The organism is Streptomyces gossypii, from assembly GCF_025165795.1.
GTDB classification, from domain to species: domain Bacteria; phylum Actinomycetota; class Actinomycetes; order Streptomycetales; family Streptomycetaceae; genus Streptomyces; species Streptomyces gossypii.
In genome coordinates, this window is the sequence record NZ_JAJAGO010000004.1 from 218,591 (window position 1) to 240,909 (window position 22,319).

General features: G+C 71.2%; 17 protein-coding genes and 1 pseudogene. 14 read left to right on the forward strand and 4 right to left on the reverse strand.

Annotation, left to right across the window (positions count from 1 at the left end):
* Nucleotides 1-38: 38 nt before the first annotated feature.
* The 5 genes from LHJ74_RS10155 to LHJ74_RS10175 all read left to right on the forward strand — a co-directional run bounded on the left by LHJ74_RS10155 (nucleotide 39) and on the right by LHJ74_RS10175 (nucleotide 5,090).
* A complete protein-coding gene (locus tag LHJ74_RS10155) occupies nucleotides 39-1,247 on the forward strand; it encodes a PucR family transcriptional regulator (RefSeq protein ID WP_260217574.1) in 1,209 nt (402 codons plus the stop codon).
* A 99-nt stretch (nucleotides 1,248-1,346) separates the two neighbouring features.
* Entirely contained in the window at nucleotides 1,347-2,282 is a 936-nt protein-coding gene (locus LHJ74_RS10160) for an ACP S-malonyltransferase (protein WP_260217575.1), read from the forward strand.
* A 13-nt stretch (nucleotides 2,283-2,295) separates the two neighbouring features.
* Nucleotides 2,296-3,300, forward strand: coding sequence for a ketoacyl-ACP synthase III (locus LHJ74_RS10165; RefSeq protein ID WP_260217576.1), 1,005 nt, complete (start codon nucleotides 2,296-2,298; stop codon nucleotides 3,298-3,300).
* Nucleotides 3,301-3,476: 176 nt separating this feature from the next.
* Entirely contained in the window at nucleotides 3,477-3,725 is a 249-nt protein-coding gene (locus tag LHJ74_RS10170) for an acyl carrier protein (protein ID WP_260217577.1), read from the forward strand.
* 72 nt (nucleotides 3,726-3,797) lie between these two features.
* Nucleotides 3,798-5,090 (forward strand): beta-ketoacyl-[acyl-carrier-protein] synthase family protein, encoded by a 1,293-nt coding sequence (locus LHJ74_RS10175; RefSeq protein WP_260217578.1) that lies wholly within the window; start codon nucleotides 3,798-3,800, stop codon nucleotides 5,088-5,090.
* A 118-nt stretch (nucleotides 5,091-5,208) separates the two neighbouring features.
* On the opposite strand, the gene LHJ74_RS10180 is transcribed toward LHJ74_RS10175, so the two are convergent.
* Nucleotides 5,209-5,706: a DUF3145 domain-containing protein gene (locus tag LHJ74_RS10180; RefSeq protein WP_260217579.1), complete on the reverse strand. Its 498-nt coding sequence runs from the start codon at nucleotides 5,704-5,706 to the stop codon at nucleotides 5,209-5,211.
* 300 nt (nucleotides 5,707-6,006) lie between these two features.
* Between LHJ74_RS10180 and LHJ74_RS10185 the strand changes: the two genes are divergently transcribed.
* Entirely contained in the window at nucleotides 6,007-6,939 is a 933-nt protein-coding gene (locus LHJ74_RS10185; protein WP_260217580.1) for an SGNH/GDSL hydrolase family protein, read from the forward strand.
* 4 nt (nucleotides 6,940-6,943) lie between these two features.
* On the opposite strand, the gene LHJ74_RS10190 is transcribed toward LHJ74_RS10185, so the two are convergent.
* Nucleotides 6,944-7,426 (reverse strand): MarR family winged helix-turn-helix transcriptional regulator, encoded by a 483-nt coding sequence (locus tag LHJ74_RS10190; protein WP_260217581.1) that lies wholly within the window; start codon nucleotides 7,424-7,426, stop codon nucleotides 6,944-6,946.
* 83 nt (nucleotides 7,427-7,509) lie between these two features.
* Between LHJ74_RS10190 and LHJ74_RS10195 the strand changes: the two genes are divergently transcribed.
* Both LHJ74_RS10195 and LHJ74_RS10200 read left to right on the forward strand, forming a co-directional pair.
* Entirely contained in the window at nucleotides 7,510-8,586 is a 1,077-nt protein-coding gene (locus LHJ74_RS10195) for an NADP-dependent oxidoreductase (protein WP_260217582.1), read from the forward strand.
* Between the two features lie 66 nt (nucleotides 8,587-8,652).
* Nucleotides 8,653-9,081 carry an organic hydroperoxide resistance protein gene (locus LHJ74_RS10200; RefSeq protein WP_260217583.1) on the forward strand — a complete coding sequence of 143 codons (429 nt, stop codon included), beginning with the start codon at nucleotides 8,653-8,655 and terminating at the stop codon, nucleotides 9,079-9,081.
* A 179-nt stretch (nucleotides 9,082-9,260) separates the two neighbouring features.
* Here the strand turns inward: LHJ74_RS10200 and LHJ74_RS10205 are convergent, their stop codons facing one another.
* Together LHJ74_RS10205 and LHJ74_RS10210 are read right to left on the reverse strand one after the other, a co-directional pair.
* Entirely contained in the window at nucleotides 9,261-10,280 is a 1,020-nt protein-coding gene (locus tag LHJ74_RS10205; protein ID WP_260217584.1) for a zinc-dependent alcohol dehydrogenase, read from the reverse strand.
* A gap of 189 nt (nucleotides 10,281-10,469) precedes the next feature.
* The gene (locus LHJ74_RS10210) at nucleotides 10,470-11,687 is read right to left on the reverse strand and encodes a PucR family transcriptional regulator (protein WP_260217862.1); all 1,218 of its coding nucleotides are present in this window, start codon (nucleotides 11,685-11,687) and stop codon (nucleotides 10,470-10,472) included.
* Nucleotides 11,688-12,164: 477 nt separating this feature from the next.
* Here LHJ74_RS10210 and pgfA point away from each other — a divergent pair, with 477 nt between their 5' ends.
* From pgfA to LHJ74_RS10240, 6 genes and pseudogenes are all read left to right on the forward strand, one after another.
* Nucleotides 12,165-13,220, forward strand: coding sequence for a cell envelope lipid trafficking protein PgfA (gene pgfA / locus LHJ74_RS10215; protein WP_260217585.1), 1,056 nt, complete (start codon nucleotides 12,165-12,167; stop codon nucleotides 13,218-13,220).
* A gap of 268 nt (nucleotides 13,221-13,488) precedes the next feature.
* Nucleotides 13,489-14,637 (forward strand): annotated as a pseudogene (locus LHJ74_RS10220) (glycosyltransferase family 4 protein); the annotation flags it as partial.
* Between the two features lie 254 nt (nucleotides 14,638-14,891).
* Entirely contained in the window at nucleotides 14,892-15,620 is a 729-nt protein-coding gene (locus LHJ74_RS10225) for a class I SAM-dependent methyltransferase (protein ID WP_260217863.1), read from the forward strand.
* A complete protein-coding gene (locus LHJ74_RS10230; RefSeq protein ID WP_260217587.1) occupies nucleotides 15,617-20,053 on the forward strand; it encodes an alpha-(1->3)-arabinofuranosyltransferase in 4,437 nt (1,478 codons plus the stop codon). Before LHJ74_RS10225 ends, LHJ74_RS10230 begins: the two co-directional genes overlap by 4 nt.
* On the forward strand, nucleotides 20,050-21,528 hold the full coding sequence (locus tag LHJ74_RS10235; protein ID WP_260217588.1) for a condensation protein: 1,479 nt from the start codon (nucleotides 20,050-20,052) through the stop codon (nucleotides 21,526-21,528). The genes LHJ74_RS10230 and LHJ74_RS10235 overlap by 4 nt, the downstream gene beginning before the upstream one ends.
* Nucleotides 21,525-22,229 (forward strand): class I SAM-dependent methyltransferase, encoded by a 705-nt coding sequence (locus LHJ74_RS10240; RefSeq protein ID WP_260217589.1) that lies wholly within the window; start codon nucleotides 21,525-21,527, stop codon nucleotides 22,227-22,229. Before LHJ74_RS10235 ends, LHJ74_RS10240 begins: the two co-directional genes overlap by 4 nt.
* Nucleotides 22,230-22,319 lie beyond the last annotated feature (90 nt).

The window sequence follows — 22,319 nt, forward strand, 5'->3', positions numbered from 1 at the left end:
GGACCCGCACCTCCTGTCGCATGAGGCAGTCTGGTCACGTGCCCGAACCCACAGAATCCGCCGCCACACCGCCCAGTAACCGCCCGGAACACCCGCATCCGCACACGCTCAGACGGCTGGAGCAGTCGTCCGGCAAGCTCGCCGCGGCGGCTATCGCACACATGGACGAGCAGCTGCCGTGGTACCGGGCGATGCCTCCGGAGAACCGTTCCTGGATCGGGCTGGTCGCGCAGGCGGGCATCGCCGCCTTCACCGAGTGGTTCCGGCACCCGGAGACCCCGCAGGCCATCAGCACCGACGTGTTCGGCACCGCGCCCCGTGAGCTGACCCGTGCGATCACGCTGCGGCAGACCGTGGAGATGGTGCGCACCACGATCGAGGTGGTCGAGGCGGCGATCGACGAGGTGGCCGCCCCCGGTGACGAGGCCGTGCTCCGCGAGGCCCTGCTCGTCTACGCGCGCGAGATCGCCTTCGCCACCGCACAGGTGTACGCGCAGGCCGCCGAGGCCCGCGGCGCCTGGGACGCACGCCTCGAATCGCTGGTCGTCAACGCCGTGCTCTCCGGTGAGGCCGACGACGGCACCGTCTCGCGGGCGGCGGCGCTGGGCTGGAACGCGCCGGAGCATGTGGCGGTCGTGCTGGGCACCGCGCCCGACGGCGACAGCGAGCTGACGGTGGAGGCCATCCGCCGGGCCTCGCGGCACGCCAAGCTCCAGGTGCTGACCGGGGTGCTCGGCACCCGGCTGGTGGTGATCGCCGGCGGCTCGAACGACCCGCTGCGCGCCGCGAAGTCCTTGATCGGCCCGTTCGCCCGGGGCCCCGTGGTGGCCGGCCCGGTCGTCGGCGACCTGCTGTCGGCGACCCGGTCCGCGCAGGCCGCGGCCGCCGGACTGCGGGCCAGCGCGGCCTGGCCGGACGCGCCTCGGCCGGTGCTCGCGGACGATCTGCTGCCCGAGCGCGCGATGGCCGGAGACCCTGCCGCCCGCGATCTCTTGGTGGAGGAGATCTACAGACCACTGGAGGAGGCCGGGTCCGCCCTCCTGGAAACCCTGAGTGTCTACCTCGAGCAGGCGACGAGCCTCGAAGGCGCGGCCCGGATGCTCTTCGTCCACCCCAACACCGTGCGCTACCGGCTGCGACGTGTGACAGATGTCACCGGGTGGTCGCCCTCTGACGTTCGGTCCGCCTTTACGCTACGTATCGCTCTTATCCTGGGACGCCTCACGGATGGAGAGCCACAGCTCTAGCCCGAGTGACTCTTTTGTCGTGAGCCTACAAAACCCCTGACCGTTCTTCGTATCGGTCCCCACGGGCGGGAACCGTTACTCACGAGAGAGAGTGTGAGAGTGCTCGTACTCGTCGCTCCCGGCCAAGGCGCCCAGAAGCCTGGTTTCCTCATCCCCTGGCTCGACCTTCCCGGCGTCACCGAACGCCTCCGGGAGTGGTCGGCCTCCATCGACCTCGACTTGATCCACTACGGAACGGAGGCGGGAGCCGAGGAGATCCGCGACACCGCAGTCGCCCAGCCGCTGCTGGTCGCCGCCGCCCTGGTCTCCACCGGCGCGCTGCTGGAAGAGCGGGACCCCCGCCACGTACTGGGTGCCACCGCCGGCCACAGCGTCGGCGAACTGGCCGCAGCCGTCACCGCCGGTGTGTTCACGCCCGAGACCGCGATGTCGCTGGTACGCACTCGCGGCGCCGCGATGGCCGAGGCCGCAGGCGTCACCGAGACCGGCATGGCCGCGGTCCTCGGTGGCGAGCAGAAGGTCGTCATCGCACATCTGGAGGGGCTCGGACTGACCGCGGCCAACATCAACGGCGCTGGGCAGATCGTCGCCGCGGGTACCGCCGAGCAGCTGGAGGCGCTGGCCGCCGACAGGCCCGAGGGCTCCCGCGTCATACCGCTGAAGGTCGCCGGGGCGTTCCACACCCGGCACATGGCGCCGGCCGTGGAAACCCTGGAGGCCGCCGTCGAGGACGTCACCGTCAGCGACCCGGTGGTCCGCTACGTCTCCAACAGCGATGGCGAGACGGTCGCCTCCGGCGCGGAGGTCGTACGGCGACTGGTCGGTCAGGTGGCGAATCCGGTCCGCTGGGATCTCTGCATGGAGACCTTCCAGACCCTGGGTGTCACCGCACTGATCGAGGTCTGTCCCGGCGGCACGCTCACCGGGCTGGCCAAGCGCGCGCTTCCGGGCGTACGCACGCTGGCACTGAAGTCCACGGACGATCTCGATGCGGCCCGTGCGCTCGTCGCTGAGTACGCCTCCACGGCTGGATAGGAGCCTTGAGAGCATGACCGCCAAGATCAAACCCGCCAAGGGCTGGCCGTACGCGCGCATCCGCGGCGTCGGAGGCTACCGGCCCACCCGGGCGGTGCCGAACGAGGAGATCCTCAAGCACATCGACTCCTCTGACGAGTGGATCCGCTCTCGCTCCGGCATCGTCTCCCGGCACTGGGCCGGGCCGGACGAGACCATCGCCGAGATGACGCTCGCCGCGTCCGGCAAGGCGATCGCCGACGCGGGCATCACCGCGGACCAGATCGGCGCAGTGATCATCTCGACCGTCTCGCACTTCAAGCAGACGCCGGCGATCGCCACCGAGATCGCCTACCGCCTCGGCACCGCCAAGGCCGCCGCGTTCGACATCTCCGCCGCCTGCGCGGGCTTCGGCTACGGGCTCACCATCGCCAAGGGCCTCGTCACCGAGGGCAGCGCCGAATACGTGCTCGTCGTCGGCGTCGAGAGGCTCTCGGACCTGACGGACCGGACCGACCGCTCCACCGCGTTCCTCTTCGGGGACGGCGCGGGAGCCGTGGTCATCGGGCCGTCGAAGGAGCCCGGCATCGGCCCCGCGGTCTGGGGCTCGGAGGGCGACAAGAAGGAAGCCATCGAGCAGACCTTCTCCTGGGAGGAGTACCGCGAGGGCAGCCCCGAGCAGTTCCCGGCGCTCCGCCAGGAGGGCCAGACCGTCTTCCGCTGGGCTGTCTTCCAGATGGCCAAGATCGCCCAGCAGGCGCTGGACGCCGCCGGCGTGAAGGCGGAAGACCTGGACGTCTTCATTCCGCACCAGGCCAACATGCGGATCATCGACTCGATGGTGAAGACACTCAAACTGCCGGAGCATGTGAAGGTCGCCCGTGACGTGGAGACCACCGGCAACACCTCGGCCGCGTCCATCCCGCTCGCCATGGAGCGCCTGCTGGCGACGGGGGAGGCGAAGAGCGGCGACACCGCGCTGCTCATCGGCTTCGGGGCGGGTCTCGTGTACGCGGCGACGGTCGTTACCCTCCCCTAGGGCAGGTGCGCCGGGCCACCGCGACACGGTCGGCTCCGGAGCACAGTGCCCGAAGCACCCGAACCACACGAATACAGGCAGTACCCAGCAGTAACCCGCGGTACACGCAGTAACCCGCAGTACAGTTGAGAATTTTCAGATAATTCGCACAGCAGAACCCAAAAGGAGCACCTCACATGGCCGCCACCAAGGAAGAGATCATCGAGGGTCTCGCCGAGATCGTCAACGAGATCGCCGGGATCCCCGCCGAGGACGTGCAGGAGGAGAAGTCCTTCACCGATGACCTGGACGTGGACTCGCTTTCCATGGTCGAGGTCGTCGTCGCCGCCGAGGAGCGCTTCAGCGTGAAGATCCCGGACGACGACGTCAAGAACCTGAAGACGGTCGGCGACGCCACCCAGTACATCCTGAGCCACCAGGGCTGAGACGGGCTGTCGCCGCTCCGCGGTGGCGTCGACTCGTCACCGCACCCTTCCAACTGTGGAGAAAGTATCCCGATGAACGCGACCCACCACGCCGTGGTCGTCACCGGTATCGGCGCAACCACACCGCTGGGTGGCGACAGTACGTCGACCTGGTCGAACATGGTCGCCGGCCAGTCCGGTGTCAGCAGACTCGAACAGGACTGGGCCACCGAGCTCCCCGTCCGGATCGCGGCCCAGATCGCCGTCGAGCCGACGACCCTCATCCCCCGGCCGCAGGCACGGAAGCTGGACCGCTCCGGGCAGTTCGCGCTGGTGGCGGCTCGTGAGGCATGGGCCGACGCCGGCTTCTCGGGCAGAGCCGGCGAGGCCGTCGTCGCCGACGACGGCTCCTCGCCCCTGCCACTGGTGGATCCGGACCGGCTCGGGGTGGCCATCGCCTCCGGCATCGGCGGGGTCACCACCCTGCTCGACCAGTACGACGTGCTCCGGGAGAAGGGCGCGCGCCGCGTCTCCCCGCACACCGTGCCGATGCTCATGCCCAACAGCCCGTCCGCCAACGTCGGGCTGGAGGTCAACGCTCGCGCCGGGGTGCACACCCCGGTCAGCGCCTGCGCCTCGGGCTCCGAGGCAATCGGGTACGGCATCGAGATGATCCGCACCGGACGGGCCGACGTGGTCGTCGCGGGCGGCACGGAAGCGGCGATCCATCCGCTGCCGATCGCCGCCTTCGGCAACATGATGGCCATGTCCAAGGACAACGACAACCCGCAGGGCGCCTCGCGGCCGTACGACACGGCACGCAACGGCTTCGTCCTCGGCGAGGGCGCGGGCGTGATCGTGCTGGAGTCCGCGGAGCACGCCGCGCGGCGTGGCGCGCGGGTCTACGCGGAGGCGGTCGGCCAGGGGATCTCGGCCGACAGCCACCACATCACCCAGCCCGAGCCCAGCGGCCGGGGCATCGCACACGCACTGCAGAACCTGCTGGACGGCAGTGACCTCAAGCCCGCCGAGATCGTGCACGTCAACGCGCACGCCACCTCGACCCCGCAGGGGGACGTCGCGGAGCTCAAGGCGCTGCGCAAGGTGTTCGGTGACGATGTCGACCACATGGCGGTCTCCGCCACCAAGTCGATGACCGGTCATCTGCTGGGCGGCGCGGGCGGCGTCGAGTCCGTGTGCACCGTGCTGGCGCTCCACCAGCGCCTGGCGCCGCCGACGATCAACATCGAGAACCTCGATCCGGAGGCGGACGCGGACGTCGTGCTGGACAAGGCGCGGGCACTGCCCGAGGGCCGGATCGCCGCGCTCAACAACTCGTTCGGCTTCGGCGGGCACAACATCGTGCTGGCCTTCCGTACGGTCTGAGCAACCGTCACGGCACGAAGGCCCGCTCGCATCCGGTAACCGGCATGCGGGCGGGCCTTCCGGCGTACGGCCGCGGGACTGGTGGCCCGTCAAACCCGTTTAACCCGTTAAAACACTGTCAGACCACCTGGTGCAACCAGCGCACCGGGGCTCCTTCACCGGCGTGTCGGAACGGCTCCAGTTCGTCGTCCCAGGGCTTGCCCAGCAGCCGGGAGATCTCCGCCTCCAGGTTGCTCTCACCTCGTGAGGAACGGGCGGCGGCGGCGCGCAGCCGGTCCTCGGGGATGAGGATGTCCCCGTGGATGCCGGTGACGGCGTGGAAGATGCCCAGCTCGGGTGTGGAGCTGTAGCGCTCGCCCTCGGCGGTGGCACAGGGCTCGGCGGTCACCTCGAAGCGCAGCAGATGCCAGCCGCGCAGTGCGGAGGCGAGCTTGGAGGCGGTGCCGGGATCGCCCTGCCAGGAGAACTCGGCGCGCCAGGTGCCGGGGGAAGCCGGCTGTCTGATCCAGTCGAGGCTGACGCGGGCGCCGAGAACGCCCGCGACGGCCCATTCGACATGCGGGCACAACGCGCGGGGCGCGGAATGCACGAACAGGACTCCACGTGTCGTCGTCACCGGGACCTCCAGTGCGGTTCGAGGTTCGCCTTCCCCAGGTGGCCTCGATTTCTACCGGTCACACGCCGGATCGGCGCCTGACATTTTTCACCATCGGGCACGCCTCCACCAGCTCCCGAGGTTACGAACAGTAAACACCATTGCGGGCAATTATCCCTTAAAGGGACATGGGGTGACGTCGCGTAATATTCGTTTGCCGACGTCCGCTCGCAGGCACACCTCTGGAGAAAAGCTACCCTGCGGCGGAGGAAGGCGAGTGACGTACCGTCGGACAGGGGACCGAGAATCAAGGGGAGTCGGATGCGGCGCAGCCCGGGGGCAAAGACGGACGGCTCGGGCCGGACCCGTGTCACCGCAACGGGGGCGGCAGTCGCCCTCCTCATCGGCGGACTGTCGTTCGCCGCCTGCGGCGACGACGACTCACCGGGCAGAACCGACGCCCAGCCAAAGGCGCGCCGCGCGCAAGCCTCGCCGCGCCCCTCCCCCACTCCCCCGACCGCCTGGGATCGAACTCCGGAGTCCCTGGCCGCAGTCGGCGACTCCATCAGCCGTGGGTTCGACGCCTGCTCGCTGCTGTCCGACTGCCCCGAGGTCTCCTGGGCCACCGGGGTCGACCCGGACATCAAGAGCCTCGCCCGTCAACTGCTGGAGCGCCCCCGCAAGCAGAGCTGGAACGTCGCGAAGACGGGAGCGGTCATGGCGGATCTCCCGGCGCAGATGGAGAGGGCCGCGGCACACGACCCGGACATGGTGACCGTGATGGCCGGCTCCAACGACGCCTGCCAGCCGAGCGCGGCCGAGATGACTCCGGTGGCGGAATTCCGCACGGACTTCGAGGAGGCACTGCGGACGCTGCGGCGGGAGCAGCCGAAAACGCAGGTCTATGTGTCGAGCGTGCCGAACCTGAAGCGGCTGTGGTCGGAGGGGCGGAAGGACCGCATCCGGATGCAGGTCTGGAGGCTGGGAATCTGCCAGTCCATGCTCCAGGACCCGAACGCGACCGGCAAGGCGGCGGTGGATCGCCGCCAGCAGGTCTACGACCGCGTGGTGGCCTACAACACCGTGCTCGAGGAGGTCTGCGCCGAGGACGAACTGTGCCGCTACGACGGGGGCGCCGTCTTCGACTACCGCTTCACGGGTGACGAGCTGAGCAGCTGGGACTGGTTCCACCCCAGCAAGCAGGGGCAGCGGAAGCTCGCCGAGCTGGCCTACCGGCAGATCACCGCATCCTGACGGCTCAGCCCTGACTGCCGCTTTCGGCCCCGCCCGCTGAACGGCTCTCCGGCGGGGGGCCGCCGAGCATGCGCTGGAGCAGATCGCGCAGCAGAGTGCGCTCCAGCGGGGTGAGCCCGGCGAGCGGCTCACGGGCGAAATCCAGCGAACCGCGCAGGAACCCGGCGGTGGCCCGGCCCTCCTCCGTGGCAGCCGCGACCTTGACCCGGCGGTCCCCCGGATCGGGGCGGCGTTCGACCAGGCCGCGCACCTCCAGGCGGTCGACTATGCCCGTCACGTTGGACGGCTCGCACTTCAGCGCCTGGGCGATCTTGCGCATGGGCGTGGGCTCGCGCGCCAGGAGTGCCAGCACGCGGGCCTGGGCACCGGTGAGCGCATGCTCGGCCGCAGCCAGCTCGTACTCCTCGTGGTAGCGCGCGACGACGCTGCCGATGAGGTCGACGACCTCGAGGGTGAGCGGATCGGTAAGCGGTGTCCGGGATGCCATGCCGACAGTCTACCCAATTGCTTGACAGCATGAAATATCCAAGGTCTTATTGTTTCAGTATCTGAAACAGTTGGAGGCATCGCATGACCCCGCCGATCACCCCGCCCCCGTCGCCGGAGTCCGCTTCCGCGGCGGAGCCTCTCCCCACCACCGGCCGCGAGTGGCATCTGACCGCCCGGCCGCAGGGCTGGCCGGAGCCCTCCGGTTTCGCGCTCCGCGAGGCCCCCGTCGCCGCGCCCGGTGACGGGCAGATCCTGGTGCGCAATCTCTATCTCTCCGTCGATCCGTACATGCGCGGTCGGATGGATGACGTGAAGTCCTATGTCCCGCCCTTCCAGCTCGACCACCCGATGGACGGCGGAGCGGTCGGTGTCGTGATCGCCTCCCGCGCGGCGGGCTTCGCCGTCGGCGACCACGTGCTGCATGGCCTCGGCTGGCGCGAGTTCGCCACTCTCGACGCCCGTCACGCGGTCGTGGTCTCGCCCGACGCGGCGCCGCTGAGCGCTTATCTGGGAGTGCTGGGCATGACCGGGCTGACCGCCTACTCGGGGCTGCTGAGGGTGGCCTCCTTCAAGGCGGGCGACGCCGTCTTCGTCTCCGGCGCCGCGGGCGCCGTGGGCAGTCAGGTCGGCCAGATCGCCCGGTTGAAGGGAGCCTCACGCGTCATCGGCAGCGCGGGCTCCGACGACAAGGTGCGGCTGCTGACCGAGGAGCTGGGCTTCGACGCCGCCTTCAACTACAAGCACGGCGATGTGAAGACCCAGCTCAAGGAGGCCGCACCGGACGGCATCGACGTCTACTTCGACAACGTCGGCGGCGAGCACCTGGAAGCGGCGATCAGCTCGCTCAACCTCCACGGACGAGCCACCATCTGCGGCATGATCGCGCAGTACAACGCCACCGAGCCGCCCGCGGCACCGCGCAATCTCGCTCTGGTCATCGGTAAGAGGCTGCGCCTGCAGGGCATGCTCGTCAACGACCACTCGGACCTCCAGCCGGAGTTCGTCGAGGAGGTCTCGGCCTGGATCCGCTCCGGCGAGCTGAAATACCGCGAAACGCTCGCGCAGGGCATCGACCACGCGCTGGACGCCTTCCTCGGCATGCTGCGCGGAGAGAACTCGGGCAAGACCGTCGTCCAGCTGGACAGCCCGAACGCCTAGGATCGAGTAGAGCCTGGGGTTGGTGGGCGCGAACCCCCCGCTCACCGCACTGCAACAGGAGGATTCATGTCCATCCAGCCGATCGACGTCAAGTACACCGCCGTCGCCACCGCCGAGGGCGGCCGTGACGGCCGCGTCTCCAGCGATGACAACCAGCTCGACGTCATCGTCAATCCCCCCAAGGAAATGGGCGGCAGCGGTGCGGGGACGAACCCGGAGCAGCTTTTCGCCGCCGGCTACAGCGCCTGCTTCCAGAGCGCGCTGGGTGTCGTCGCCCGCAGGGAGAAGGCGGACATCACGGGTTCCACCGTGACCGCCGAGGTCGGCATCGGCAGCACGCCGGAGGGCGGCTTCGGGCTGACGGTCGCGCTCAGCGCCAGCATCCCGAACGTCGACGCGGCCACCGCTCAGGAGCTGCTGGAGAAGGCGCACCAGGTGTGCCCCTACTCCAACGCCACCCGCGGCAACATCGAGGTCTCCCTCAGCATCGTCTGATTCGGGGCCGTTTGGGCCGTGGGGGGGGGCCCCCCGCCCCGGGGGGGCCCCCCCCCCCCCACCCCCCCCCCCCCCCCGCCCAAACGGGGGGTTGTTTTGTTGGGGGGCTTTTGGGGCGGGGGGGCCCCCCCGGCCGCGGGGGGCGCCCACCACGGCACCATCACCCACCGCGACAGGACCTAAGGTGTGAGCAGCACCTTGCCGACCGCCGGATCTTCGCTGCCGACCAGTGCCATGGCCTCGCCGAAGGCGGTGAGCGGCAGCTCATGGGTGATCAGCGGGACGGGGTCCAGAAAACCGGCTTCCCATGCCCGGACGGCATGGGACCAGGCCGAGGGCGGCGCACCGAAGACGGCCCGGACGGTGAGCTGGCCCTCGACGAGATGCTCCGGGTCGATCCCCTCCGCTCCGGGCCCGAACATCCCGGTGAGGACGACACGCCCGCCGCGCCGCACCAGCAGGCACGCCTCCTGCGCCGCGCTGAACGCGCCCGCCGCCTCGACCACAAGGTCGAATCGCCCGTACGAGACGCTGTTCTCCCCCGGAGGGCCAGCCTGGGTCGCTCCCATCCTCAGTGCCCGTTCGCATCGCTGGACGCGGGGGTCGATCGCCACTAACTCGGCGGGTGAGCAGGCAGCGAGCAGCTGTAACGCCAGCAGGCCGAGGGTGCCCGCACCCACCACGGCGATCCGGTCGCCCGGCCGGGGCACCCCGGCGAGCACGGCCGCAGCGCTCACCGCCGCGGGCGCCAGCAGAGCCGCGGCCCGCAGATCGGCGCAGTCGGCCAGGACATGAAGCAGCCGGGCGGGCACCAGCAGAGAGTCGCCGAAGGCGCCTGGCCGGGTGAAACCAGTCTCCTCGTAACCTCGTGTGCACAGGTTGCCGGCGCCCTCCCGGCAGCGGTCGCAGACCAGGCAGGCGCGGAAGCCCTCGGCCACCACCTTGCGGCCGAGCAGCTCCGGCGGTGCCCCCTCCCCCACGGCGTCGACGGTGCCGGACCACTCGTGGCCGGGGATGACGGGGTAGCGGACGAGCGCCGGGGGGCGGGTGCCGTCGTACAGCTCCCGGTCACTGCGGCTGACGCCCGCGGTGTGCACGGTGACTCGTGCCTCCCCGGGCCCCGGTTCGGCCTGCGGTCCGCTCACCAGCCGGTGTTCGCCGGGTCTGTCGATGACGATCGCTCGGGCGGATGCGCTCACTTGGGGCCTGCCTTGTCGAGGGGGTTGTGTTCTCCCAGCCACCGGCCCGTCATGCCGAACCGGGTCTGCTGGTGGGGGAATTGTGCCGCCGCCCGCCGCCCCGCCCGACCAGCCGCCCGGCCAGCCGCGTGCCATCCGCCCCGGCCATCCATCCGTTGGCCGCACGCGGCCCCGTACGGCTCCTGCCCCTCAGCCTGCCGGAATCGCTCCCAGTTCTCCCCGCAAGCGCATGGTCCGCAGCGCCAACTCCAGTTCGAACCGGCTGTCCGGGTCGTCGATGTCCTCGCCCCACAGCTCGCGGATCTGCCGCAGCCGGTAGCGCACCGTCTGCGGATGTACGCCGAGCCGTCCGGCGACCTCCGGCGCACCGCCCCTGGTCTCCAGCCAGGCGAGCAGTGTCTCCGCGAGCCGACGGCCGTGCGTGGGCCCGCAGGAGGCCAGTGGTGCCAGCCTTCGCCGGGCCAGGTCCTCGATCAGCTCCTCGGGCGGCAGCAGTACCAGGGCTTCGGTGTGCTCGGTGCAGTGCAGCAGCCCACCGCTCGGCAGCAGGCCCCGCTCCATCAGCGCGACCGCCGACTGTGCCCAGTGCAGCGACTTGACTGCCTGGGTCAGCGGCACCTGCGGCCCGATCGCGCCGGACCATCCGGCGGTGGCCCGCCGCAGGAGTTCCGCCCGCCCGGCGGCGTCCGGGTCGGGCACGACCATGCGCGGTTGGTCGTAGTCCATGTCGAGCAGCACCTCCTCGCCGACGGCGGGCGCCACCGCGGAGCGGGCCGGCCGTACGAGCACGGCGACGCCGACGGTGCGGGGCACCGTCCAGCCGATCCGTGCGGCCCGGTCGGCGAGGAGTTCGTTGAGGTCGCCGGGGGGCCGGGGGTGTTCGGAGAGCAGCAGGTCGAGGAGTCGCCGCTGTAGCCGGAGCCGCTCGCCGGCGCGGCGGGCGGCGGCCTCGGCGTAGCCGCGGACGGATTCGGCGACCAGTCCGTCCAGGAACTGGAAACCGGCGTCCGCCAGCTCGTACATCGCGGGCGCGGGGATCTCCATCTGGGTGCCGATGACCGCGAGGCGGCGCCAGGAGAGGCGGATGCCGAGCCGGTAGATCGCCTGAAGTGAGTCGAGACTGCGTCCCTGCAGCACCTCTCCACGGCCGAAGTCCTGGAAGACCCGGGTCGGCACCTCGGGGGCGTCGAGCCCCTGGCCCAAGTGGTCGACGAAGTGTTCGAGGGCCCGGCGGATGCCGATGAGCGCCCTCGGCTCGCCGGACTCGTCGAGGGCGAGGGGAACGGTCGGGTACTCCCGGCGGATCTCGCGGAGGATGTCCTCGGCGAGCACCGGCACCTCTGCGAGGGCACGTTCGGCGAACTGCTGTACCCGCAGCTGGGGCATGTCCTGCCAGGCCGATCGCATCGTGCCGGCCGTCACCGGGTCAGTCCCCGGAGTCCGGAGACGCGGAAGAGGACCCCGACGCGGACGGCGAGGAAGACGGCGACGAGGACTCCGAGGGTGATGCCGCCGGAGACTCCGAAGGAGACGGTGACCGGGGCTCGCCGGAGGGCGAGCCGAAGTGCACCAGCGGAACGTTGGGCTGTTCCGGCGTGGCGCTGAGTGCCGCGACGATACCGAAGGCCGCCCCGACCGCCAGTGCGGCGGCGGCGACACAGGTAAGGGCAGCTGCGAGAACTCTCTGCATGGCGCGACAAACCTCTCTCATGAATGCGCACCTGCCCCGCCCCAGGGGCCAGAATTACTAAGTTACCCGAGTGTCAATTAAGCATTGACGTCATGTCAAGGCGTCGCCTACGTTTCCGGCTCATAAAGCTTCACGGTCTTCCCGAACGCGCACCGTTCCCGCGCAGCATCGCCTGAACCCCGGAGAGCCCTACTATGCGCCGTTCCGCCATTCCGTCAGCCGGTCAGCCGTCCCCACCGACGCCGCCCCGGTCCTCGGCCAGGAGAGCCTCGCCCCTCTCGCTGGTCCTGCTGGGACTCGGCGTGTTCCTGCTCGTGCTGGCCCCGCTGCTCGCCTGGTACGTCGAGCCCCGTGCGAAGCGCACGCCGATCGACATCAACTCGACGACCGTCATGACCGGCACCGGCAGCTACTTCGACCAGGAGACGACGGCCACCAAGGAGGGCGAGAAGCTCACGGTCACCCGCCGGGTGCTGGGCGATGTGGCCAAGAGCGAGGAGGACGACGTGGCCGTCTGGAACGTCTCCCAGACGATCGACAACCCCAAGACGCTCAAGCTCGACGACCCGCGCCGGTCCTTCCAGTGGAAGAAGGAGCGCTGGGTGACCGACCGCAAGACCAACCGGCCGGTGCACTGCTGCGACGAGTCGCCGGGGGCCTTCGCCGGCGAGGGGTACCTGAAGTTCCCCTTCGACATGGAGGAGCGCGGTTACACCTGGTGGGACAGCACTCTCGGAGACACGGTGCCGCTCCGCTTCGAGGGCCGGAAGAAGGTCGCCGGCTATGAGGGCATGCACTACAAGGGTTCGGTGAAGAAGCAGGTCAAGGTAGGCATCCGGCAGGTTCCGGCCGTGCTCGTGGACGATTCGGCGAGCGGTCAGATGAACGCCGAGGAGTGGTACTCCAACGAGGAGATCCACATCATCGCCGACGAGCGCACCGGCCGGATCATCTATGCGAGCATCGCGCCGAAGCTCGCCCTGCGCCCCCCGGGCGGGGATGAGGACAAGGTGACCCTGCTCCAGAGTGACAAGATCGAGTTCACCGAGAAGACCAGCCGCGAGCAGGTCGAGCTGGCCCGCGACGACAGCGACCGGCTCAAGCTCGTCGGCGAGACCCTACCGGTGGCGGGTGCCGCGGTGGGCGGGCTGCTGGCGGCGGCCGGTGCCGTTCTGGTCGTACGGGGCAGGCGGGGCCGGGGCCTCGAAGGGCATCCGGACGGGGAGAACGCCCCCCGGAGCGCAATGTGATGAAGCTTCAAGCTGCAGGATCCCAGAAATTGTCATGTCGGTGAGTAGCCCCGACGCCCGGCTGAGCGAACACTGAGCCAACCACAGCGCATCCCGCCCCGGATCCGCCCCAGCCCGCAGCAGCTCCGGCGGGCACCCTCAGCACCGCCTTCACACCCCGAACTCTTATCCCGGGCGCACAGCCCGGACCACGCACCCAGACCACGCTTCCCCCTCACACCCGAACAAGTCCCGTATGAACCGCACCCTGAGACGAGTTGGAGCGCAGATGCCCCAGCACGTACGACCGTCACCGGTACCGCCGCTCGGCGCCACCCCCAAGGCCGCCGTGCGCCAGCAGCGCGCCACCGAACCGGCGCACCCGCGACGGATCGTCTTTCTGGCCCGGCGTGACCTCGGCAATCCGGCTGCGGGCGGATCCGAGCTGCTCATCGACCGGATAGCCGAGGGCCTCACGGCCTACGGCCACCAGGTCACGCTGCTGTGCGGCGGCCCGGCCGCCTACCGCGACTACCGCGTCGTCTCAGCGGGCGGTGACGCCGACCACTTCCTGCGCGCCCGCCGCGCCTTCGCCCGCCAGGTCGGGGGCTGCGACCTGCTGGTCGAGGTCTCCAACGGAATGCCGTATCTGGCTCCGCTGTGGCATCACGGCCCGACGCTGTGCCTGGTCAACCATGTGCACACGGACCTGTGGAGCATGCGCTACCCGGCTCCGGCCGCCCGGCTTGGCCGCCGCCTGGAGCACTGGGCGCTGGCCGGAAACCACCGCCGCAACCTCAAGATCGCCGTCTCCGGCTCCACGGCCGCCGCGCTCACCGCGCTCGGCGTGCCGCAGGACGAGATCCGCATCGTGCACAACGGCGTGGACGACCCGGGGCCACTGGTGCCCAAGGCGCCCGAGCCGCTGTTTCTCGCGATGGGCAGACTCGTCGAGTACAAGCGGGTCGATCTGCTGCTGCGCCTGTGGGAGCGGGTGCGTCCGGTCACCGGCGGCCGGCTGGTCATCGTCGGCGACGGCCCGGAGCGGGCCCGGCTGGAGGCGATGGCAGGCCCCTCCGTCACCTTCACCGGTCATGTGAGCGAAGCCGAGAAGCACCGGCTGCTCTGCCAGGCGTGGCTGCTGCTGCATCCGTCGATGGTGGAGGGCTGGGGTCTGGTCGTCACCGAGGCCGCGGCCCGCGGCACCCCGGCCGTCGGCTTCGACATTCCCGGCCTGCGCGACTCGATCGAAGACGGACATACGGGGCTTCTCGCGCGCGGCGACAGCTCGTTCGCCGCCCACTGGTGCGCGCTCGCCCTCTCCGCGCGGCGGCGTACGGCGCTGGGCCGGGCTGCCGAGCTGCGGGCCCGCCGGTTCCGCTGGGCCAACACCGTCAACAGCTTCCGCGCCGTCGCGGCGGAGGCGTACACGCGGGCCGGAGGTGCCGCCCCGCCTGCCGGTGCCGCCGCGGCAGGCGCCGCAGCCCCAAACCCAGCCCCAAACCCAGCCCCGAACGCCGCCCAAGGTACTGGCACCCCCGGTGTCCGTGCCCGTGGTTCAGGTGCCGGACGGGCCACCCCGCCCGTACCCGCCCGGGTGACGGCGGCCCACGCACCCACGCGTGCGCTCTCCGGAACCCCTCAAGGCGGCACCCGCATCCCCACCCCCGGCCAGCAGGGATGACGACAGCCGTGCGCGACCCCTCCTTCAGACGATCCGCCGCCCTCTTCCGTGCCTTCATGCGGGAGCAGACCGAGCCCGAGAAGTGTTACGCCCTGCTCGCCCGGGACGCCGCCCAGCAGGTCGAGCGCTACGGGCCGCTCAAGGGGCAGACGGTCGTCGACATCGGCGGCGGCAGCGGGCACTTCACCGAGGAGTTCCGCCGCCGGGGCGCCCACAGCTTCCTCTTCGAACCCGACCCCGCCGAACTGCTCGCCGGCGGGCGCGCCCCGGAGGGCGGCGTCCTCGCCGACGGCTATCTGCTGCCGCTGGCCGACGGCGCCGCCGACGTGTGCTTCTCCTCCAACGTCCTGGAACACGTGGCGGATCCGCAGACCTTCCTCTCCGAGATGGTCCGGGTGACCCGCCCCGGCGGGCTGATCTATCTGTCCTTCACCAACTGGTACTCCCCCTGGGGCGGGCACGAGACCGCCCCCTGGCACTATCTGGGCGCCGACCGCGCCCGCGCCCGCTACCGGCGTCGCACCGGCCACGACGCCAAGCACACCCTCGGCGAGAACCTCTTCGCCGTGCACATCGGCCCCACCCTGCGCCAGGTACGCGCCCGCGACGACGTGCGAATCCTCTCGGCGCGCTCCCGCTACTGGCCCTTCCTTCCAGGTGTCATCACCCGCGTACCGGTTCTCCGCGAGATAGCCACCTGGAACCTCCTCCTCATTCTCCGGCGGTGCCCACGATGACCTCCAGCGCAATCAGTCCGCCCGCCCCCGTGGATCCGGGACGGCCGCATCATGCCAGGGCGGCCGGAACGCCTCCGCCGGAGGACCGGCCGCGCGACAGGCGCTGGCTGCTCGGCTTCTGGCTGACCGCCCTCGTCGGCTTCCTGGTCAACTCGCCCGGGAAGATGACCTTCGACACGAAGCTGGGGGTCGTCACCGACCCCTGGCGCTTCATCAGCGACCTCGGCGGCCTCTGGCAGGACCAGGCGGGCTTCGGCGGTATCAGCGACCAGTACATCGGTTACGCCTTCCCGATGCTGCCGTACTACGCGCTGACCGACCTGCTGCAGATTCCGACCTGGCTGGCCGAGCGCCTGTGGCTGTCGCTGATCGTGACCGCCGCCTTCTGGGGCGCGCTGCGGCTGGCCGAGCGGTTCGGCATCGGCACCCACCGCTCCCGGCTGGTCGCCGCCGCCGCGTACGCCCTGTGGCCGACCTTCACCATCGTCATCGGCTCCACCTCGGCCGCCGCGCTGCCCGGCGCCGTACTGCCCTGGGTCATCCTGCCGCTCACCTCGCTCACCGCCATCCCGCGCGTGGCCGCCGCCCGTTCGGCGCTGGTGATCCCCTTCATGGGCGGGGTCAACGCCGCCTCGACACTGGCCTCCCTGCTGCCGGTCGGGCTGTACATCCTCAGCCGCACCGGCCGCAGGCGCCGTACCCTGATCGCCTGGTGGACCCCCGGTGTGGTGCTGGCCACCCTGTGGTGGATCGTGCCGCTGCTGCTCCTCGGCGCCTACGGCGAGGACTTCATGCCGTACGTCGAGCAGGCCGACGCCACCACCGGCACCATGTCCGCCACCGAGATGCTGCGCGGCGCCGGGAACTGGACCGCCTATCTCAGCTACGGCGAGCCCTGGCTGCCCGCGGGCTGGGCCGTGGCCACCGGCGTCGTCGCCATCCTCGGCAGCGCCTGCGCCGCCGCGATCGGGCTGGCCGGGCTGGCCCGCCGTGATCTGCCCGAGCGCCGCTGGATGCTGCTCACCGTCGTCACCGTCGTCGCGATCACGCTCGCCGGCTACGCGGGCGGTCTCGGCGGCCCCTTCGCCCAGACGGTGCAGGACTGGCTGGACGGCGGGCTGCGGCCGTTCCGCAACATCTACAAGTTCCAGCCCGGACTCGCCCTCGCGCTCACCTTCGGCCTGGCACACCTCATCGGATGCCTGGCACGTGCCCAGAGCCCGGCGGCGGACGCGACCGGCGGCCCGAGCGCCCGCTCCTGGTGGCAGACCTCCGGACGCAGGCTGATCCCGGGAGTGGCAGCGCTGCTCATCCTGCCCGGCCTGCTCGCCCCCTTCCTCAAGGGCGACATCCTCCAGCCCGGGGCCTTCGACAAGCTCCCCAAGCACTGGGAGCAGACCGCGGACTGGCTGGAGAAGAACTCACCGCAATCCCGCGCCTACGTCACCCCCGCCACCGCACACGGCATCTACGAGTGGGGCTCCCCCATCGACCAGCCGCTGGACGTGCTGGCCGAATCGCCGTGGGCGCAGCGCGACTACGTCCCGTTCGGCACCCCGGGCAACCGGCGCGCGCTGGACGCGGTCGAGAAGGCCCTGGCCTCCGGCGGTGAAGTGCCGGGCCTGTCAGCCTTCCTGGAGCGTGCCGGGCTGTACAACGTGGTCGTACGGAACGACCTGGACCCGGACGAGGTCGGCTATGTGCCGCCGCAGGTTGTCAAGCACACCCTGGAGGAGTCCGGCTACCGGAAGGTGAAGGGCTTCGGTCCGAAGATGACCGGCGGCACCATTCCCTCCGGCGCCCCGGTCGAGATCACCGGCCTCTACTCGCGGCTGCAGGCCGTGGAGATCTACGAGCCGAAGGGCGTCTCCCAGCCGGGCGAGGTGGCGCTCAAGCCCGTCGGCGACACGGCCGTGCTCAGCGGCGGCCCCGAGTCCCTGCTGCCGCTTGCCGCCGACCCCCGGATCGCCGGGCGGCCGACCGTACTGACCGGGGACGACCATCCGGGGATCTCCAACCCGACCCTCCAGGTGCAGGCGGACGGGCTGCGCCGGGCGGACACCCGGTTCGGACTGGTCAACAACAACACGTCCGCGACCTACGGGCCCGAGGAGCGCAACCACTCCGACAGCGCCCAGGACCCGGGTGAGAAGCCCAAGCAGATCCTGCCGACCGAGGGCGTCAAGCACCAGACGACGGCCGAACTGCGCGGCGCGAAGTCGGTGACCGCGTCCAGCAGCGGCAACTGGCTCTTCCACCTCCCGCAGTTCGAGCCGGTCAACGCCTTCGACCGGAACCCGGACACCGCCTGGGCAGAGGGCACCGCCGGAGAGGCCGAGGGCCAGTGGGTCCGGATCGACTTCGACGGCACGCACGACATCCCCTCCCGGTTCAAGGTCACCCCGCTGCCCGGCGGCGAGGTACGGGCGATGCCCACCAGCGTGCGCGTCGAGACCGACAAGGGCACGGCGGACAGCCCCCTCCAGCGGGGCGGCGGAGAGCAGGAGATCAAGGCCCCCGCAGGCGCGGCGAAGTGGCTGAAGGTCACCATCACCGGCACCGAGGGCGCCCAGCCCGGCCTGGCCGGGGCGGGCTTCTCGGAGATCAGCATCCCGAAGCTCGAGATCGCCAAACTGCTGAAGCTCCCCGAGGCCGCCGACAACGGCGACGCGGGCAGCGAACTGGTCTCGCTGCACCGCACCACCGACCCGGGCGGCCTGCTGGGCGCCCCCGAGGAGTCCGGGATACGCCGGCAGTTCACCACCGAGCGTGCGGACGACTACGAGCTGAACGCGAGCGCGCTGGCCGTCCCGGGCGAGGCCCTGGACAAGCTGCTCGACGAGTTCGCACCCGGCTCCCGGAACCGGCTCACCGCGACGGCCGAGTCGACGAGCCGGCTGAGCCCGTCGACAAGCCCGCGCAGCCTCGTGGACACGGATCTGACCACCGCCTGGATCGCCGGCAGTGATCCGACCGTGCGGCTGCAGTGGCCCGAGAAGACGGAGATCACCGAGATCGTGCTGGCGGGCGCGGGCGGCATCACCGCACGCCCCACCGAGGTACGGATCAGCTCGCCGGACGGCGCGACGACCACGTCCGTCGACGAGAACGGCTGGGCCCGCTTCGATCCGATGGAGACGGACTCGCTGGAGATCACCGTCACCGAGACGGAGCAGAAGACGGTGTACAACCCGTACGCCGACAAGGACCTCCAGCTCCCGGTCGGACTCACCGAGATCCACATCCCCGCGCTGAAGGACAAGCTCCGGGCCCGTCCGGCAGATCGGGACGAGGAGTTCACCATCCCCTGCCGTGAGGGCCCCACGGTCCGGATCGACAAGAAGCTGCACACCACCAAGGTGTCCGGCAAGATCAGCGATCTGACCGAGCGCAAGCCGATCGACGTGGAGCTGTGCGCCGGCAGCGAGGAGGACGGCTCGGTCGCCCTCGGCAGCGGCGAGCACACCGTCGAGACGGGCGGCGCCGGCCCCCTCGCGATCATGGACCTCACGCTCTCGCGCGGCACGGTGCCCGCCGGCTCTGCCGGGTCCTCACCGGCGGCCGGGGACGGCCGCGAGGTGTCCGCGACCGACTGGAGCGGCGACCGCCGCAAGGTCCAGGTCGGCGAGGGCGGAGCCTCGTACCTCCAGACGCACCAGAACGTCAACGACGGCTGGAAGGCCACCCTCGACGGTAAGGAGCTGACCCCGCTGCGCATCGACGGCTGGCAGCAGGGCTTCCTGATCCCGGAGGGCAAGGGCGGTCTGGTCGAGCTCGAGTACGAGCCCGTGCGCTGGTACGAGGGCGGGCTGATCGCGGGCGGCATCGCACTGGCGGCGCTGCTCGGGCTCGCCTTCCTCCGCCGCCGCGAGGGCACACCTCTCGGCGAGGACGAGACGCCGGGCACCTCGGTGCCCGCACCGAGCTGGGTGCTGGGCACGCTCGCGCTCACCCTGGTGCTCGCGTTCGTCGCGGGGCCGTACGCGCTGATCGTCCCGGTGCTCGCGCTGGCCGCGTGGTTCCGACCGGGGCTGCTCGTGCCGACCGCACTGTTCGCCATGCTGGGCGCGGGCGTTGCCGCCGCGATCGGCGCGGGTACGGGAGACGGGGGCATCGGCGACGGCGAAGGCACCTTCGGGCACACCGCGCAGGCACTCGCACTGCTGGCGGTCGCCGCCGCGCTGGTCACGCTGCCGAGGCCGGACGAGGAGACGGGCCGGAAGTCCGACCCCGTACTGTCCCCGGACGTGTACGGGCCGCCGCCCACCGGTTTCGACGGCGCCCAGGCACCCACCGTCGTGCTGCCCGGCGCGCCCACGCCGCCGCTGGGCACCCCGTACACGCCGCCGCCGCTGCCCCAGCGGCAGGCTGGGGAGCACCCCCAGCAGGACCCGCAGCAGGACCCGCAGCAAGGGGAGGAACCCGGTCGATGACGGCAGCACAGCAGGGGTTCGACGGTACGGCCGCCCCGGAGGGGCGGCCGGCCTCCCCCGGTACCGGCGCGCCCCTCCCCGGCGCCGGGCCGGGGGAGGGCCGGGTTCCCCCGGGGGGCGGGCGGACGAGAGCGCGAGCGACCGGACGGGTGCCGTTCCCGACCGTCGACGAGATCACCCGGCACTGCCTCGACGAGGCCGAGCCGGATACCGTCCACATCGAGATCCATCTGCCGCGACGGCCCGACCCCGACCGGCTGCGGCGCGCCGTGTCCGAGGCACTCCGGCGGCACCCGCGGATCCTCGTACGGCAGACACCGTCCCGCTGGTGGCACCGGCGCTACGTGTGGGAGCTGACCGACGGGCCGGACAGCGATCCGGTGTCCTACCCCGGCGGCACCCTGGAGGAGAGCCGCCGACGCGCGCTGGCCTTCTGCCCGCCGATGAACGCCACTCCCCCGATCCGGGTGGAGGTGATCGAACACCAGGGCGGCTGGGTGCTGCTGACCACGATCAATCACACCGCGCTCGACGGCCCGGCTTGTCTCCGGGTGCTGGCGACCGCAGCCGAGTGCTACGGCGGTGCCGACAACTCGCCCGCCCCGCCGCCCGTACGGAGCGGGGCCTCCGCTCCCGATACGGCGCCGCCGCCCGCGACGTCGCCGTGGGCGCGCCCGGCGCGCATGGCCCCGGAGACCGGGGAGCCGGGAGACCGCCGAGCGCAGCGCGGGGTGACGGGGAACGGCATGCTCGTCACCGACCTGCCCGTCCCCGCCCGGCCCCCGCGCACACCGGACGGGCGGGCCGCGTACACGGTCAACGATCAGCTGCTGGTCGCCACCTGGATCATGTCCGCCCGCTGGAACCGGCAGCACGAACAGCCGCGCCGCCCGGTACGGATCACCATGCCCGTCGACGACCGGCCCCGTACCGCGGACATGCCCATCGGGAACGGCACCCGGCTGGTCGAGGTCACCTTCGGCAGCGAGGAGGCGGAGCTGTACGACACGCTCACCGCGTCCGGCGCCCCCGACCGGGCGGCCATCGACCGGCTGCTGCGCGCGACCGCCGCGCGTACCCGTGCGCTCAAGCAGGCCGACCGTCCGCAACTCGGCTTCAGCGGGGACCTGCTGACGACCCCCCTGCTGCCGGTGGGGCTGCGCGCGGCGTACACGCGGGCACTGCGGGCGGGTGCCGGGCCCTGGGCGTCCACGACGCTGCTCTCCAACATCGGACGGGTGCCCTACGCGCTGGACTTCGGCGACGCGGGCCGGGCCACGGGCGTCTGGTTCTCCGCACCGGCGCGTTCGCCGCGCGGGCTGTCGGTGACCACCGTCTCCACCGGTGGGCGGCTGCAACTGGCGCTGCGCTGGGCGCACGCACGGTTCGACGATACGGCGGGCCGTAAGCTGGGCGAACTCTTCGCCCAGGCACTGGAGTCGACCTCGTACACACCGGGAGGTGACGGCGGATGACAACGCAGCTGCGCGACCTCTACGAGGACCCCTCCACTCCGGTCGCCTCCGGGCCGGACCGCAGCCGCCGCCAGGCCGCGATCCTGGCTCGCGCGCTGGGCCCCGTACCGCAGACGGTGCTCGACGTCGGCTGCGGCGACGGCTCGGCGGCGGCCACGGCCGCGGGCGTCCTGGGCCGGCACCGGATCGTCGGCGTCGACTGGTCGCAGGACGCGCTGCGCCGGGCCAACCGCCACCTGACGGCGGTACGCGGCGAACTCACCGATCCCGGACTGCCGTTCGCGGACGGGGTTGCCGACGCGGTGCTCTTCAGCGAGGTCATCGAACACCTCGTCGACCCGGACTCCGCCTTGGACGAGCTGCGCCGGGTACTGCGACCCGGCGGCCACCTGCTGCTCTCCACCCCCAACCTCGCCGCCTGGTACAACCGCGGCCTGATCCTCGCCGGAGTGCAACCGGTCTTCTCCGAGGTGAGCCTGCGGGGCATCCACGGCCGTCCCGGCTCGCAGGTCGTCGGCCATCTGCGCCTCTACACCGCGCGGGCGCTGCGCTCCCTGCTGCCCGCCTCCGGCTTCGAGATCGTACGGATCACCGGGGCGCCCTACCACGATGTGCCCCGCCCGCTCCGTCCACTGGACCGGCTGGCCTGCCGGGCACCGTCACTGGCCTCGATCCTCCTCGTACACGCGCGGCGGCTGTGATGAGACGGATAGCCGCCCGGAACGGCCGTGGTGACTGACAGCCTCCCCCGCGACAGGCGGAGGCACATGACACCGGGAGCCCGCCCCCTG